At 34.7% G+C, this 15,776-nt stretch carries 15 protein-coding genes; 2 read left to right on the forward strand and 13 right to left on the reverse strand.

What is annotated here, in order from left to right; translation table 11 throughout:
• Positions 1 to 70: 70 nt before the first annotated feature.
• On the forward strand, positions 71 to 2,305 hold the full coding sequence (locus tag IPK14_21740; protein MBK7995897.1) for a HAMP domain-containing protein: 2,235 nt from the start codon (positions 71 to 73) through the stop codon (positions 2,303 to 2,305).
• A 30-nt stretch (positions 2,306 to 2,335) separates the two neighbouring features.
• On the opposite strand, the gene IPK14_21745 is transcribed toward IPK14_21740, so the two are convergent.
• The 5 genes from IPK14_21745 to IPK14_21765 are packed head-to-tail and all read right to left on the reverse strand — an operon-like array spanning position 2,336 to position 5,844.
• Positions 2,336 to 2,665: a hypothetical protein gene (locus IPK14_21745; protein ID MBK7995898.1), complete on the reverse strand. Its 330-nt coding sequence runs from the start codon at positions 2,663 to 2,665 to the stop codon at positions 2,336 to 2,338.
• Between the two features lie 58 nt (positions 2,666 to 2,723).
• Positions 2,724 to 3,722 carry a DNA cytosine methyltransferase gene (locus IPK14_21750; GenBank protein MBK7995899.1) on the reverse strand — a complete coding sequence of 333 codons (999 nt, stop codon included), beginning with the start codon at positions 3,720 to 3,722 and terminating at the stop codon, positions 2,724 to 2,726.
• 26 nt (positions 3,723 to 3,748) lie between these two features.
• The gene (locus IPK14_21755; GenBank protein ID MBK7995900.1) at positions 3,749 to 5,029 is read right to left on the reverse strand and encodes an aspartate aminotransferase family protein; all 1,281 of its coding nucleotides are present in this window, start codon (positions 5,027 to 5,029) and stop codon (positions 3,749 to 3,751) included.
• A gap of 33 nt (positions 5,030 to 5,062) precedes the next feature.
• A complete protein-coding gene (locus IPK14_21760) occupies positions 5,063 to 5,560 on the reverse strand; it encodes a GNAT family N-acetyltransferase (protein ID MBK7995901.1) in 498 nt (165 codons plus the stop codon).
• On the reverse strand, positions 5,557 to 5,844 hold the full coding sequence (locus tag IPK14_21765; protein MBK7995902.1) for a DUF1778 domain-containing protein: 288 nt from the start codon (positions 5,842 to 5,844) through the stop codon (positions 5,557 to 5,559). Before IPK14_21765 ends, IPK14_21760 begins: the two co-directional genes overlap by 4 nt.
• Positions 5,845 to 6,002: 158 nt before the next feature.
• Here IPK14_21765 and IPK14_21770 point away from each other — a divergent pair, with 158 nt between their 5' ends.
• Complete coding sequence (locus IPK14_21770) at positions 6,003 to 7,025, forward strand: alpha/beta fold hydrolase (protein ID MBK7995903.1); 1,023 nt, start codon at positions 6,003 to 6,005, stop codon at positions 7,023 to 7,025.
• Between the two features lie 79 nt (positions 7,026 to 7,104).
• Here the strand turns inward: IPK14_21770 and glnA are convergent, their stop codons facing one another.
• From glnA to IPK14_21810, 8 genes are all read right to left on the reverse strand, one after another.
• A complete protein-coding gene (glnA, locus tag IPK14_21775; protein ID MBK7995904.1) occupies positions 7,105 to 8,505 on the reverse strand; it encodes a type I glutamate--ammonia ligase in 1,401 nt (466 codons plus the stop codon).
• 242 nt (positions 8,506 to 8,747) lie between these two features.
• Positions 8,748 to 10,286, reverse strand: coding sequence for a nif-specific transcriptional activator NifA (nifA, locus tag IPK14_21780; protein MBK7995905.1), 1,539 nt, complete (start codon positions 10,284 to 10,286; stop codon positions 8,748 to 8,750).
• 354 nt (positions 10,287 to 10,640) lie between these two features.
• Positions 10,641 to 11,843, reverse strand: a complete 1,203-nt coding sequence (gene crtI, locus IPK14_21785) for a phytoene desaturase (protein MBK7995906.1) — start codon at positions 11,841 to 11,843, stop codon at positions 10,641 to 10,643.
• Between the two features lie 137 nt (positions 11,844 to 11,980).
• Positions 11,981 to 12,277: a hypothetical protein gene (locus IPK14_21790; GenBank protein ID MBK7995907.1), complete on the reverse strand. Its 297-nt coding sequence runs from the start codon at positions 12,275 to 12,277 to the stop codon at positions 11,981 to 11,983.
• Between the two features lie 32 nt (positions 12,278 to 12,309).
• Positions 12,310 to 12,501 carry a hypothetical protein gene (locus IPK14_21795; protein MBK7995908.1) on the reverse strand — a complete coding sequence of 64 codons (192 nt, stop codon included), beginning with the start codon at positions 12,499 to 12,501 and terminating at the stop codon, positions 12,310 to 12,312.
• Positions 12,502 to 12,895: 394 nt separating this feature from the next.
• Positions 12,896 to 13,939 carry a serine/threonine protein kinase gene (locus tag IPK14_21800; protein ID MBK7995909.1) on the reverse strand — a complete coding sequence of 348 codons (1,044 nt, stop codon included), beginning with the start codon at positions 13,937 to 13,939 and terminating at the stop codon, positions 12,896 to 12,898.
• Between the two features lie 163 nt (positions 13,940 to 14,102).
• Positions 14,103 to 14,696, reverse strand: a complete 594-nt coding sequence (locus tag IPK14_21805) for a ferritin-like domain-containing protein (protein ID MBK7995910.1) — start codon at positions 14,694 to 14,696, stop codon at positions 14,103 to 14,105.
• A gap of 281 nt (positions 14,697 to 14,977) precedes the next feature.
• On the reverse strand, positions 14,978 to 15,571 hold the full coding sequence (locus IPK14_21810; protein MBK7995911.1) for a ferritin-like domain-containing protein: 594 nt from the start codon (positions 15,569 to 15,571) through the stop codon (positions 14,978 to 14,980).
• Positions 15,572 to 15,776 lie beyond the last annotated feature (205 nt).

Raw genomic sequence — 15,776 nt, forward strand, 5'->3', positions numbered from 1 at the left:
AGCTTGCACCCTTTTTCTTTTGTTAGAATCCTATTATCCAAATCATTAACTTTAATCTAAAGGGGTAGTTATGAACAATGAGACAGCACCAAACCCTGATGGGCGAGGTCGTCGCTACCAAGTAATTTTTCTAACTATAACCACTTTTGTAGTAATTGCTCTATTAGTTGCTTTAGGTACAGTTAAACCATTAATTCCTATTCCAGAGCGTTCTAGCGACACATTAATACTTTACGCGCTTTCTTCTATTAACTTTATTGCATCATTAGTTTTACTAGCAATTTTAACCCGTAATTTGCTTAAACTCCGACGTGCGCGGGCCGAACAACGTCTTGGGTCAAAGTTTAAGACTAAAATGGTAATATTTTCTATTGGAATTTCTTTACTACCAGCAATTTTACAGTTTTTCTTTGCCTATGGACTTCTTAATACAAGTTTAGATATATGGTTTAGTTCACCTGCAAATAAATTTTATGCGAGTGCCACTAATATGCAGCAAGTCTTTTTACAACGTCAGTTAGAAGACCTTTCACAAATTAGCCGTACTCTACTTCGTGTTACTGGACTGCGTGGCCGACAACAAGATTTAATTTTAGATGATATAGAAAAACGTCTTTTACAAAGAGAATATAGTAATCAACAACTGCGCCTACTTGAAGTTAACTTGTTAGATAAAACCGTTTTTCTTCAAAACACTGAACCCATAATAAATCCTAAAGAATTAGCTGAGGCCCGTAGCGCAGTTAGTTTAGGTAATGCTTATGCTCGCTGGACGACTGGCGACGATTCCCGCACTTTTTATTTAATAATTGGTCAACCAATCAACCAAACTAGTAAATCCATTGGAGGAATTTTTTTAGTTAAACAGCTTCCTCAAAATTTAGCAGATATGTTTGTTGAAGTAGCTAAACAAGGTGAAGACCGAGATCGTCTTTCCCGTAATGCTAAACAGCTTAAAATCACTAATTTATATCTGTTAGGTGCAATGACATTACTGCTTATTTTTGCTGCTACATGGATTGCTCTTTATGTTGCTAATGGCATTACCGTCCCAATTCAAGCCCTAGCCGAGGCTACACAAGCTTTAACTCGTGGTAATTTTGATATTAGGGTTCTTTGTCCAGCAGAAGATGAGCTAGCAAGTCTTGTACAGTCCTTTAATCAAATGGCTGCACAATTAAGCGAAAATCGACATAACTTAGACCTTGCAGCTAAAGAACAACGTGAAACCAATCGAGCATTAGAAGAACGCCGCCGCTATATTGAAACTATTTTGCAAAGCTTATCAACTGGCATTATTTCTTTAGATAATGAACATAAGATGATTACTATTAATCAAGCAGCCCTTAATATTTTATGTTTAGATTCTGCTCCACCAACCAAAACACCTATAACTGACTTATTTGCAATAGATAACCAAAAAGAAATTAATTATTTAGTTAGAAAAGCTCGCCGTGTTGGACAAATTAACCAAGAATTAGAAATTCACAATCAAAACTCCATACTTCATACTTCCTTAACCATCACTGCCTTACGAGATAAAAATGGTGTTTTCCAAGGCTCTGTATTAATGATTGAAGATATTTCAGATTTGATTGCTGCCCAACGTAGCGCAGTTTGGAGCGAAGTAGCCCGACGCATGGCACATGAAATAAAAAATCCTCTTACTCCAATACAACTTTGTGCTGAACGAATAGCAAAAAATTCCCAAAAAGTTGCTAATTCCTTAGAATCTAAGTATTTACATGTCGTTGAAGAATGCACCACTACCATTAAACAAGAAGTTGGAACACTACAAAGAATGGTAGATGAGTTTTCCCGTTTTGCCCGCTTACCTCAAGTTCAATTACAACCAGGCTCACTAAACCAAGTTATTGTAGAAACTTTAAAACTATATGAAGAACGTCTTGATGAAGTAAAAATTACCACTAACCTTTCTGAGAAATTACCCTTAATTAACTTAGATAAAGAACAAATTAAGCGTGTGATGGTTAATTTAATCGACAATGCAGCAGAATCTATGCAAGATACAAAAGAAAAACTACTGTCTATTACTACAGAATTTTTTTCAGACAAAGAATTAATTCGCCTAACTGTTAGCGATACAGGTCATGGAATCAATGTAGAAGATAGAGAAAAGCTTTTTCAGCCCTATTTTTCTACTCGTAAACGTGGCACAGGTCTTGGTTTAGCAATTGTTAGTCATATTGTTAATGACCATATGGGAAAAATTAGAGTAGAAGATAACTTGCCTGTTGGAACTAAATTTATTGTTGAGTTACCAATTACTAATAAAATAGAGTAGTGGTTAATTCTATACACTATTTACTTAATGTTATTTTCCCTTTTCATTAGCATCTTTAATTCGTAGGCTAATTAAATCTGGTTTTGTGCTAATCCATTCAGTAAACTTTTTAATTTCAGGATGTTCCAGCAATTTCTCTACCGTGTTGTAATCATATTCAAGCTGTTTTTCTGTTAAATGGGCGTGAATATTGCGATGGCAAGGCCGACAAAGCAAAACTAATCGTTCACGGACTTCTTTGCGATCAAAAATTTTCTTATTCTTTTTATTTTTATGCCTTGTACGAGGAATCAAATGATGTCTAGTTAAATTAGGCACATCTCTTTTACATAAATCACAAATTTTTGCTTCTTCACTCATAAAATTTATAACCACAAGATATCATTTAATTTATTGTAGTCTCTTTTACTAAAAAATTTTAAAAACCCATTTCTAAAGCCATTTGAACCATTTCTTGTACAACTTCTTTATTTTCTTTCATAGCTTTTATCATTTGATTTGCAATAGCTTTTATAACAGGAACTGTTACAGAATTTCCAGCAACTTTGCGACATTGTGAGTAGGGAATATTAATTACAAAGTCATCAGGAAAGCCTTGTAATCTTAGCATTTCCCTATCCGTCAACCGCCTAACCCCATTTACTACCAAATAGTTATAACTTCCTTCAGCACGTAAAGCACAAGAATAAGGTAAAGGTGAAATGTTCCCTCCAATATTTTCATGCCAAATAGATGGATTTGGTGGAATAATTTTTAGTGCGTTAAACCTTTTTTGTTTAAGCTCTTCAGAAAGAAAATAGTTTTTTGGTATTTCCTCATCTTTTTGCAAGATTGCGGACAAAGGTTTGTAATAACCTAACGGTTTAGGAAACTTAAAATCAATCGGCGATAAAAAACCAACAATATAAATTCGTTCTCTTTTTTGTGGAATACCAAAATCAAGTGAATTCAACACTTTATGATAAATTTTATAGCCTAATTGGTTTAGTTTTTCAGTAATTACTGCAAAAGTTCTACCTTCATTATGTGATGTAAGCCTTTTGACATTTTCAAGCAAAAAAGCTTGTGGTCTTTTTGTAGCTAAAATGGACTCAATATTAAAAAATAATGTTCCTCTAGTATCTGTAAAACCTTGTTGTTTGCCTGCAATGCTAAAGGGCTGACATGGGAAACCTGCTAACAAAATGTCATGATCTGGAATATCTTTGGCATCAATTAAATTGATATCTCCAAAAGGAATTTCTCCAAAATTAGCTTTATACATTTTTTGTGCATATTTATCCCATTCAGAAGAAAAAACTGTTTTACAACCAAAGGATTCAAAAGCTAATCGCATTCCTCCTATACCAGCAAAAAGATCGATTATTTTATATGGTTTCTTTATTGCTAAATTACTAAATTCTGTAAAATCTATCATTTTTACTCTTCTTAAACTGTTTTCCATTATGGAATATATGGAGCGTCCATGCCGCTTGCAAGCATTTGACCTAGCAAACTTAGTGCTTGGTCAAAACCTGCTAAAACTTCATCAACTTGTTCAGCAGTAATAATTAATGGAGGCAAGACTTGAATAGCACGTTGTCGAAAGTCTGAAAAAATCCCCAAAATTCCTGATTTTCCTAATGCTAAAGTCATCATCCCACCTAACCGATCATCAGTTAATTCCAGTGCCATCATTAAACCTAGTTGGCGATAACCTGCTACTAATTGAGGATATTTAGCTTTTAATTTTTCAAAACCTGCGGCAAATTTGCTTCCCATCTCATTAACATGAGCTAAGAAACCTTCTTCAGTAATTTGATCCAGCATTGTAAGTGAAGTAATACAAGCTAAGTCTGAACCGCCAAAAGAACATAAATGCACAAAAGGATTTTCTTGGAAAAACTTGTCTAAATGAGGACGAAAACAACAAACGGCTAGCGGATAAACGGCTGAACTCATTCCTTTTCCAGAAACTAAAATATCTGGAACTACTTGCCAATGTTCACAGCCCCAAATCTTGCCGGTGCGCCCCAAGCCCGCTTGCACTTCATCAAGTATTAAAACTACACCTTTACGGTCACAGATTTCTCTAACGGCTGGCAAATAATTATCAGACGGAATAATCATTCCAGCAGTAGCTTGAATAGTTTCTAAAATTACTGCTGCTGTTTCATCTGTAACAGCCCTGTCCATTGCCTCTATATCGCCAAAAGGAACTTGATAAAAACCAGGCATCAATGGGCCAAAGTGCTTGCTAAAGCTAGGATCGCCTGCTGCTAGTGCAAAACCTGTATGACCATGATAGCCATATTGAGCAGAAATAATGTTAGGGCGTTTAGTAAAACCTCTAGCTAGCTTTATAGCAACGTCAACTGCTTCACCTCCACCAGGAGCAAAAAAAGTATAGCGAATATCTCCTGGAGTTATTTCTGCTAGCCGTTTAGCTAGTCGCGCCCTGTGTTCACTCATTAAAATATGGTCGCCAATGTCAAGCTCTGCTAAAGCTTCTTGAAGTGCATTAATTATTCTTGGTGGGCGATGGCCTAAGTTAAAAACTCCCCCACTAGAACGACAATTTATATAGCGTTTTCCGTCCAAGTCCCAAAGATAAATACCTTCTCTTTTTCCTGGCACGCTACCAAAACCAAGCTGTTTATAAATAGCTACTTTACCTGGAGAAACATAATCAGCAAAATCTTGAACAACTTCATTATTAGGCTTTTGATTAATATATTTAGTCATTAAATTCTTATCTCTTTCTAAAATTAAGAATAATTACTTATCTACAAGCTTTGTAAGGGAAAGCATAAGTTGTTTAGGTAAACTACCAAAATTAATAAATCCATGATAGCGATAAAAAGCTTCTGCTTGTTCATCTTTAGCATCAACAACTAAAGCAAATACAGCTATTTCTGAATGTAAAGTTCTAGAAATAGCATCCCATAGCAAGACTGAGCCTAGTTTTTGACCTCGATAATTTTGATCAACCGCAAGACGACCTAAACGAGCTACTGGAACTGATGGATAACGAGGTAGTCTTTTAACTAATTCCTTGGGAATATCTGTAAGCAAAACTCTACTAGCAGCTAATGTGTAGTACCCTGCTATTTTGTTTGTTGTTGTTTCTAGGGCTACATAACAAACTGTTACACGCCTACGAATATCTTGCGTCACCTGCTCTACAAAATATTTATCTAAAGCTTCTACTCTACAACAAAACTCTTTTCTATTATGTGTTTGATTAAGTGTTTCTATTAGAAATTTGGCTGTCACTTAGATTCTACCACCATTTTAGAATGATATTGTTTAGCCTTTTCTAAAACAGGAGACAAATTTGGTGGATTGAGCAACAAATCAACAAATTTTTCTTGATCCTCAATTGACAGGCGAATTATGTTTGTTTCTTCTATGGTTTTTTGAGCAGCTTCTTGGGCGGCTGTCACCACAAAATCACTTACACTACGCCCTTGAATTTCTGCTGCCCGTTTTACAAGTGCTAATACTTCTGGTGATATTCTTGCTTCTATTCGGCTACTTCGGCTATTTTGTGTTGACATGTCTTTACCCTCAACGCAAATCAATTTGTATTAATGTACGTGGTTACGCCGTACATTGTCAATAAATTTATAGGTGTTTATGATTAAATATTTGCTTGTTTGTTGTTATCTTATATTATCTAAATTTATCCAAATTTTTCTTTCTAATAAAAATACTTATGCTAAATAAATTAACTTCTACAGCACAGCAAGCTTTATCTACAATGCTTACACGTAAGTTTATTCCTCGCAGCAGCTTACGTAATCGGCATATAATGACAATGGCTGGTCATTTTATTTCACGTCAATTTCCTGGAGTAGAAAAAATTAGCGAACAGCGTTTATTTCAAGTTACTGACGAAGCGCAAATGCTTACTCATTGCGGTTGGCAAGCCAATAGAGAAACAAAGCCTACTGTTATTGTTGTACATGGTTTAGAAGGTTCTAGTGAATCTAAATACACAGTTGGAACAGCACTAAAAGCTTATAATGCTGGATTTAATGTAATTAGAATTAATCAACGTGGTTGTGGAGAAACTTTTCATCTTTCGCCTACACCTTATCATGCTGGCTTGACAAATGACTTACGAGTTATTATTGATGAAATAGCTACTAAAGATAATATTAAAACTGTTTATGTAGTCGGCTTTTCTTTGGGTGGTAATCAATCCTTAAAACTTGCTGGTGAGTATGGCGACAACCCACCTCAAGCATTAAAAGGAGTTTGCGCTATTTCTGTGCCTATAGATTTAGCTGATTGTTCGGACTCGTTACATTGGGCCGAAAATTGGGTTTATGAATGGAATTTTTTACTTTCTCTATATAAAAGTTATAAACGCCGGCAAAAACTACATCCTACACGCTATAAACTGCCTTCTCCTTGGCAAGTAATGACACTAAGACGTTTTGATGAGTTAATTGCTGGCCCTTGTAATGGATTTAAGGATGCTAATGACTATTATTCTAAATGTAGCTCTGATCAATACTTAAAACATATTTCTGTACCAACATTAATTATTCAAGCTAAAGATGACCCATTTATACCTTTTACACCTTTTGAAAAAACCTCTCGTAGTGAGGCAGTAGCCTTGTTAGCAACTGAAACAGGCGGACATGTTGGCTATGTAGGAGAAAAGCAACCTAGTGAAGATCCCTTTTGGGTAGAAAACCGAGCAGTAGAATTTTTTCAATTGCTTTCATAAAGTTAGATTTTCTTAAACAAAAAAGGGTGTGAAACGACTTCCACACCCTAAAATTATTTAGTGTATTTCTACTTTAAGATTAAACATCATAGTAAAGAGAAAATTCTAACGGATGTGGACGCATATTTACTGGGTTGATCTCTTTTTCATATTTGTACTTAATCCATCGATTAACAAAGCTTTCATTAAACACATCACCCTTAAATAAAAATTCACAATCTTTTTCTAAAGCTGAAAGTGAAGCAGATAGCGAGCCTGGCAAGCTTGGAACGTGTTTTAGTTCTTCAACAGGCAAATCATAAATATCTTTATCAAGTGGTGGGCCTGGGTCAATTTTGTTTTGAATGCCATCTATACCAGCCATTAACATTGCAGCAAAAGCAATATAAGGGTTACAACTTGGATCAGGTGGACGAAATTCTAAACGTTTTGCTTTAGGATTTTGTGAAAACATAGGGATTCTTACGGCAGCAGATCGATTACGTGCTGAATAAGCTAAATTTACTGGTGCTTCAAAGCCTGGGACTAGTCGCTTATAGCTATTGGTTGTAGGTGCAGCAAAAGCAGCCAAAGCAGGAGCATGTTTTAAGAGTCCACCAATATAGTAAAGTGCTGTTTTTGAAAGCCCTGCATACTCATCCCCAGCAAAAAGCGGCTTTTCACCTTTCCACAAGCTTTGATGGCAGTGCATTCCATTTCCATTATCTCCATAAAGCGGCTTAGGCATAAAGGTAGCTGTTTTGCCATTTTGACGAGCTACATTTTTTACTGTGTGTTTGAAAATCATTAAATTATCTGCTGTACGAGTTAATGTAGAGTAACGAAAGTCTATTTCAGCTTGTCCTGCTGTAGCAACTTCGTGATGGTGACGTTCAACAGGAATACCACATTGTTCTAAAATGGCGCAAATATCTGCTCTAATGTCTATTTGCGTGTCTTGTGGTGAAAGTGGAACATAGCCTTCTTTATGGCGGATTTGGTAGCCATTTCCATTTTCTGAATTCCAAGGGCCTTCTTCACTATCAACGGTGTAGCCAGCAGAATTAGCACTAGCATGAAAGCTAGCACTATCAAAAATGAAAAACTCTGCTTCTGGGCCAAAATTAATTATGTCTGCAATGCCTGTAGAGCGTAGATAACTTTCTGCACGTTGGGCAATGGCTCTTGGGTCAAGCCAGTAGCCTTCTTTAGTAATTGGGTCTGTTACATCACAAATTAAACATAAGGTTTTGCGAGTATTAAAAGGGTCTAGCCAATGACGAGAAATATCTGGATTTAACAACATATCAGACTCATTAATTGCGGCCCAACCCCGTAAACTAGAAGCATCAAATCCAAAGCCTTCTGCTAGGCTATCTTCGCTGATTTCTCCAATAGGTACGGCGACATGATGCCATGCCCCAAAAAGATCTGTAAATCTAAGGTCAAAAAATTCAACTTCTTCTGCTTTAGCATATTCGATTAGCGATCTGCTATCCATTAAAAAATCTCCTTGATTATTTGTAAAATTCTATAAATTAATGCTGTTTTGATTATTTGCTTTCACTTTAGGCAATCAGAGTGCCATAGAGAAATTTTTAATCTAAGCTTTTTAGCTATTTACTAGCATTTAGAATGGTTATAGATTTCCTGGGTTTTTAAGGAGAATAATAAAAATAGCGTTAAGCTGAAAATTTCACTACAAATCTGTGGCTAGTTTTTTGTCAAACTACAAAATTGTAGCTAGCTACGAAACCAGCGGTAATCAATTTTATATTTTTTTACTTTGTAATTAATTATTCTTTCCGTTGTATCCAGCAGCAAAGCGGCTTTAGCTTGATTACCTCGGCAAGATTTTAAGGCATCTAAGATAAGGTCTTTTTCATAAGCTTCAACAGAAGAAATTAAATTTAATCTAGGTTCAGTGTTGGAAGCTTCCGCCGTTTGCAGTGTAGGCGGCAAATGATGTGCGTGAATTACTCCTGAATCACAAATTAAAACAGCACGTTCCAAGCAATTTTCAAGTTCTCTAACATTTCCTGGCCAGTGATAGCACATTAACATATCAATAGCAGGTGTAGAAATTCGTTTAACAGCCTTGTTATGTTCACGAGCATATTTTTCTAAAAAATGGTCTGCCAGTAACAAAATATCTGTCCGACGCTCTCTTAAAGGTGGCAAATAAAGAGAAAAAACATTTAGCCGATAATAAAGATCTTCTCGAAAAGTACCTTTTTCTATAGCTTTTTCTAAGTCTTTATTTGTTGCAGCAATGATTCTTACATTTACTTTAATTGTTTCTACACCTCCAACTCGCTCAAATTCTTTTTCTTGTAAAACCCTAAGCAACTTTACTTGTATGGCTGGGGACAATTCGCCAATTTCATCTAAAAATAATGTGCCTCCTTCAGCTAGTTCAAAACGTCCTTTTTTACGCGCACTAGCACCAGTAAAAGCACCTTTTTCATAACCAAATAGCTCAGATTCAATTAAACTTTCTGGTAAAGCCGCACTATTTACTTTAACAAAAGGCTTACTAGAGCGTTCAGATGAATAATGCACAGCCTGTGCAATTAATTCTTTTCCTGTGCCAGATTCACCACGTATTAAGACTGTTGTACTAGTAGTTGCTACTTGAGTAATAAGCTGATAAACTGCCCTCATACTAGAGCTAGAACCAATAATATTTGTAAAGTTATAGCGTTCTTGAAGTTTTTGTTTTAAGTTAGTATTTTCATCTAAAAGCCGTCGCTTTTCCATTTCCAGCATTTGATTTAGCTGTAAATTTCTAGCAATCATTGATGCAACAATAGTAAGAAATTCTAGTTTTTGATTAAAATCTGTATCTTTATGAAAGCGTAGATCTACGCTTAAAGCTCCAAGTGTTTGCCCATTAACTATAATTGGAACACAAATAAAAGAAAGCTCCCGCTTATGTAGATTACGTCTAGCTCCTGTACGGTTAAGAAACATCGGCTCTCGGCTTAGCTTAGGTATAATAACTGGTCGCCCACTAGCAACAACAGTGCCTGTAATTCCTTCGCCTAGTTTATAACGCCCTTTTTCTATTTGGCTTGAGGTTAAGTTATGGGCTACTTCAATAAGAATTTCCTTACGATTGCTATCTAGTAGTGCAATTGTCCCATGTTCCATTTGTTGGCGACGTTCAAGAATTTCTAATAAACGGCTTAAACTTTCTTTTAACTCTAAAGTGAGGCTTAAAACTTGGCTAATTTCTAGTAATGTAGAGAGTTTACTAATTTCTGAGGCTTTATTTTTCATATTTTGATGATAAATTACAATTTTGTAGGATTAAAATAAATTAGCAACAATTTGGTTGTTTTTAATATTAATTTTGCTCTTTAGCAATTAAGTCAGCAACAATTTTTCCACTTTGTACAACCATAGGCATCCCTGCGCCGGGCTGTACTCCACCACCAACAAAGTAAAGCCCTTTAATTTCTTGGCTTTGATTAAGAGGACGAAAAGCACCATAAAGAATGTTATGTTCCGGGCCTAGACCATAAATTGAGCCACGAAAAGCAGAAAATCGCTCTTCAAAAGTAAGTGGTGTTGTAAGGCGTTGAAAAAGTAGCGAGCTTTTTATTTCAGAAAGTCCAAAGTTTTGAATTTTATTTAATATATGTTCTCTATATTCCGGTAAATGTCTGGATTAGGATCTTTTCTTGGAGGAACAGAAATTACTACAAATAAATTATCTTTTCCTGCTGGTGCAAGTGTTGGATCATTACGAACAGGAGCATTAATATAAATAGGAGTTTTAGAGGGAAGCACACCAAGATCAAAAATATCATGATAGGAAGGAGTCGGATCCCCATCAAGCAGTAAATTATGGTGTTTTAACTTAGGCAGAGTATTAGATAAAGCTAATTCCAGTGTTAAAAAAGAGGCACTAGCTTGAGCTTGGCCTTGACGAAGCTTTTCAATACCTTGGGGCCAAATGTCTACACCAGATAATAAACTATGTGTAAAAACATAATCAGAATTAGAAACTACAGTGTGATAGTTTTCCTTTAAGCCATTAACTTTTATTCCTGTAACTTTTAAGGTTTTATCTATTTCTATCATAGTTACATCACTATTTAAGTGAATCTTAACGCCTAATTTTTCAGCTAATTTAGCAATAGCTTCAGGAATTTTATGTATACCGCCTTTTGGATACCAAACCCCTTCCCGAATAATTGTCCAAGGGATTAATAGCAGCGAAGCAGGAGCATTGCGAGGGTCTAAGCCTGCATAAATTGGAAAGCCTATTAATAAAGATTGTACAAGTTCGTGTTGAAAACGTCGTTTTACTTCTTTTAAGTAATTGCGCATTGGTGGCAAAATTATTGATGAGGGCATTAGGCGGGAAAAAAATATATCTTTTAAGCCTGCAAACATTTTTTCATAAAAATCTCTTGCAAAAATACGCGCAAATAAATCACACTGTGATAGTAACTGCTTAAAAGCTTTTGCATCTTTTTTTGAAAGAGTTTCTATCACGTTCAGCAATTCTTTTTCTTGAGCAGGAACATCTAAAATTTGTCCTTGAGGTGTAAAAATCCGAAAAGCTGGATCTAATCTTTCAAATTGTAAATAATCTGTTAAATTTTGTCCTAATTTTTGAAACAGATCTTCATAAACCCAGGTCATAACGACAATTGAAGGGCCTTCATCAAAAGTAAAACCATCTTTAAAGTAACTAGAAGCTTTTCCACCTACCTGGTTATGTCGCTCAAAAACATCTACCTTAAAACCTTTTGCTGCTAGACAAGCCGCTACTGCTAGTCCACCTAAACCAGCCCCAATAACCGCTACACGTTTATTTTCTGTCATTTTTCCCTTAAATCTAAGTTTTTAATTTTGCCTAGTGTAAAATTTCCCATATAAAAAAGCAAAAGCGCGAAGTTTTTATCTTCGCGCTTAAATATATAGCCTAAATTATAAGCTAACAAATGAAAGAGATAAATAAGTTAACAGGCATTGCTTGTACTACGTTTAAGATGTTTGAGACTGCGCCAAAGTGCTACTGCAATTAGCATTGGTACACTTCCGGGAACAACAAATAACAAAGCTACAGTGATTTTCTTACCCAAAGGAGATGACATAGCTGATTTAATATTATTTAGAGTTATAGACAGTTGTTGTTTCCAACTTTCTACCTGAAAGCTTTCTAGCAACATACTAAATCCACGGTAAAGTAAAGCTACTCCGATTGTGCATTGAACTATAACCAAGAAACAGATAAAAATTAATTGGAAACTTGACATTTTCTTAACCCTCTTTTCCTAAGCTTTAATAACTAAGCTGCACGTGGTGTTTTTTTCTCAGGTGCGTTTGGCATTGCTGTTACTACTCGTTTTTCTGGCTCATCATCAATATTTATTTTTAATCTACGACGTTTGCCACATTCATAACAAGTCATATAATAAGCTCCATCTTCACATCTTCGTGGTGGGCCCCAATAATGTTTATGCAAGATATCAAAAAACATAGTGCTTCCCCCTTTGACTTTTAGCTCAATTACGTTTGCCTCTTTAAGAACGTAGTTGAGGAAATTTATTGCATAAAATTTTTTGGTTTTTGCTATTTTCTAAGAACTTTTTTACAGCTTGGAAACTTAGCAACTTTCGCGCCATAAATCTATTTTATAAGGAAAAATAGATTATTTCCTTATAACTTGTTTATAAATAATAGAGATAAAATCTAGTAGGCTTAGTTTTAATTATTTTAAGTTGTTAAAATTTTAGCAAATAATAAACAATATTGATGTAAATTTAGTTATCACCACAGAGTAGATGACTACTATATTTACATCATAGTTAGTTATAGTCATAGTAGTATGACATTAATCAGTAAAATAAATAGTTTTTATTAGAAATTTACTTTTATTGAGTAAGATTTTTTTCTAGCAGGATTTTATTTAATTCAGCAGCTAGGTCTAAAGTAGAAGGGAAGCGTCGGTTAGGCTCTTTAGCTAAACTACGTAAAATTAATTCTTCTATTTTAGGATCAATATCAGGGCAAATAGCTTTTGGTGACGGAGGAGTTTCCCGAATATGTCTAAACATTATGCTAGTAGGGCTACCACTATGAAATGGCAATTTCCCTGTTAACATTTCAAATAATAAAACACCTAAACTATAAACATCTGACCTACCATCAATAACTTTTTCACCTAAGCAATGTTCTGGAGACATATAAGAAGGTGTCCCAAAAACTATACCCGGGCCAGTATTAATACGATTACCATTAAGTAAACTTTTGGCAATACCAAAATCTATAACTTTGACTACTTCGCTACCATCATCCATTTTATGTAAAACAATATTGCCAGGCTTTAAGTCACGATGAACTATACCACGACTATGAGCAACATTAAGGGCTGCACAAATTGGAGTTATGATTGCAACACATTCTGATAGATTTAATTGTTTTTTCTGTTTTATTCTTGTTAATAAAGTCTGTCCTTGCAATAGTTCCATTACAATAAAAGGAATATTTTGTTCTGTATAATCAAAATCGTAGATTGCAATTACATTTGGATGTTTAATTGAAGCTGTAGTAACAGCTTCTAAGTGAAAGCGTTTAACTTTTATTGGATCATTAGCAAGTTCTGAAAATAATATTTTTAATGCTGTTTTGTCTTGTATTAGCAAACGTTCAGTAAGATATACTTTTGAACCCCCTCCTTCCCCCAATAAATCTAAGATTTTATATTTTCCTTTTATAATTTTATTAGAAAGTTCACTAGATGTCTTTTTTTCACTATAACCAAAAGTGCGCTCAATTTGTTGTTGTGAATTGCTTAAAATACCTTCATCTAGTTCCAAAGCTCCCAAAGATAAAGTTTTATCTAATTCTTTATTTTCTTCTTTATTTTCTTCTTTAACTAAATCTTCAACCAAAGTTCTTTGCTTATTTTTGGGCATAATTAAAAAAATACTTTTTCTGACTTTTTATTAAAGAATTATATACCAACTTAAAAAATATAAATTATTATTTTAATAATTATTAGGTAAGATAATAAAGCAAAACAGCATTGATCTTTTCTCAAAGACCAATGCTGTTTTAAGCAAAAATTTTGCTTTTTAATTAACCAAGATAGGATTTGCTGTTAGCAAATTCGCCTAAAGCATTGGTTAAAATAGCAGTGTGAGCAGCTTCATCAGCAGCAATAGCAGAAGCAGCTTTAATAACATCTTTGCTTTCAAAGTTAGCAACATTAGCTAAGTAAGCTTTGGTTGCTTGTTCTTCTAATCTAGCGGCTAATTTAATAATATCGCCTTCAGAAGCAAGAGCAGTTACGCCAACGCCTTTAGCAATAGCAGCAACATCATAATTAGCTAAAGCATCAACTGGTTTGCCACCAAATTTCTTAATTGTTGCAGCTAAAGCATCTCTGTGTTGTTCGTGTTGTTTCAAGAACTTAACAGCTAATTTTAAGACTGGGTCAGATAGTAATTTTGTACCAGCACCAGCATTGTAAGCAGCAATAGCTTGGTGTTCAAGACCTAAAGCAACGTTCATGATTTTGACATCGCCATCTTTGCCTAAAGCTAAAGAACTAACTGGATTAGAAAAAATTACGGAACTAGAAACACCAGCCATAGCAGCTAGTTTTAAAAAGTTACGACGGGTTTGAACATCTAATGATTCAAAGAATTTAATTTTTCTGTCAGCGGACATTATTATTTCTCCTTAAACTTCTACCCTGGCTCATTGACCATCGGGCAAGTACTAAAAATTTATTTGGATTTGATTAGCAAGATTTGATTTTCTATCTATAGTTACGTTTCACATTTGAAATTGGATTTTATTTCAAATGATTTTGTGCAAGATTTCACCTAATTTTAACAATCTTTAAGCTAAACTAATTTAGAAAATTAGCTGCACATTGTCTAAAGTAAAACAGCACTGATCTTTTCTTAAAGATCAATGCTGTTTTAAGCAAAAATTTTGCTTTTTAATTAACCAAGATAGGATTTGCTGTTAGCAAATTCGCCTAAAGCATTGGTTAAAATAGCAGTGTGAGCAGCTTCATCAGCAGCAATAGCAGAAGCAGCTTTAATAACATCTTTGCTTTCAAAGTTAGCAACATTAGCTAAGTAAGCTTTGGTTGCTTGTTCTTCTAATCTAGCGGCTAATTTAATAATATCGCCTTCAGAAGCAAGAGCAGTTACGCCAACGCCTTTAGCAATAGCAGCAACATCATAATTAGCTAAAGCATCAACTGGTTTGCCACCAAATTTCTTAATTGTTGCAGCTAAAGCATCTCTGTGTTGTTCGTGTTGTTTCAAGAACTTAACAGCTAATTTTAAGACTGGGTCAGATAGTAATTTTGTACCAGCACCAGCATTGTAAGCAGCAATAGCTTGGTGTTCAAGACCTAAAGCAACGTTCATGATTTTGACATCGCCATCTTTGCCTAAAGCTAAAGAACTAACTGGATTAGAAAAAATTACGGAACTAGAAACACCAGCCATAGCAGCTAGTTTTAAAAAGTTACGACGGGTTTGAACATCTAATGATTCAAAGAATTTAATTTTTCTGTCAGCGGACATTATTATTCCTCCTTAACTTCTACCCTGGCTCATTGACCATCGGGCAAGTGCTAAAAATTTGTTTGGATTTGATTAGCAAGATTTGATTTTCTATCTATTACTACGTTTCACATTTGAAATTGGATTTTATTTCAAAAAATTTTTTCATAAAAATTTCTCCGGTTTTTAATGTTAAAACTAGATTAGTTTAGGTAAATCAGTTTAG

This window comes from Blastocatellia bacterium, assembly GCA_016713405.1.
GTDB lineage: Bacteria > Acidobacteriota > Blastocatellia > Chloracidobacteriales > JADJPF01 > JADJPF01.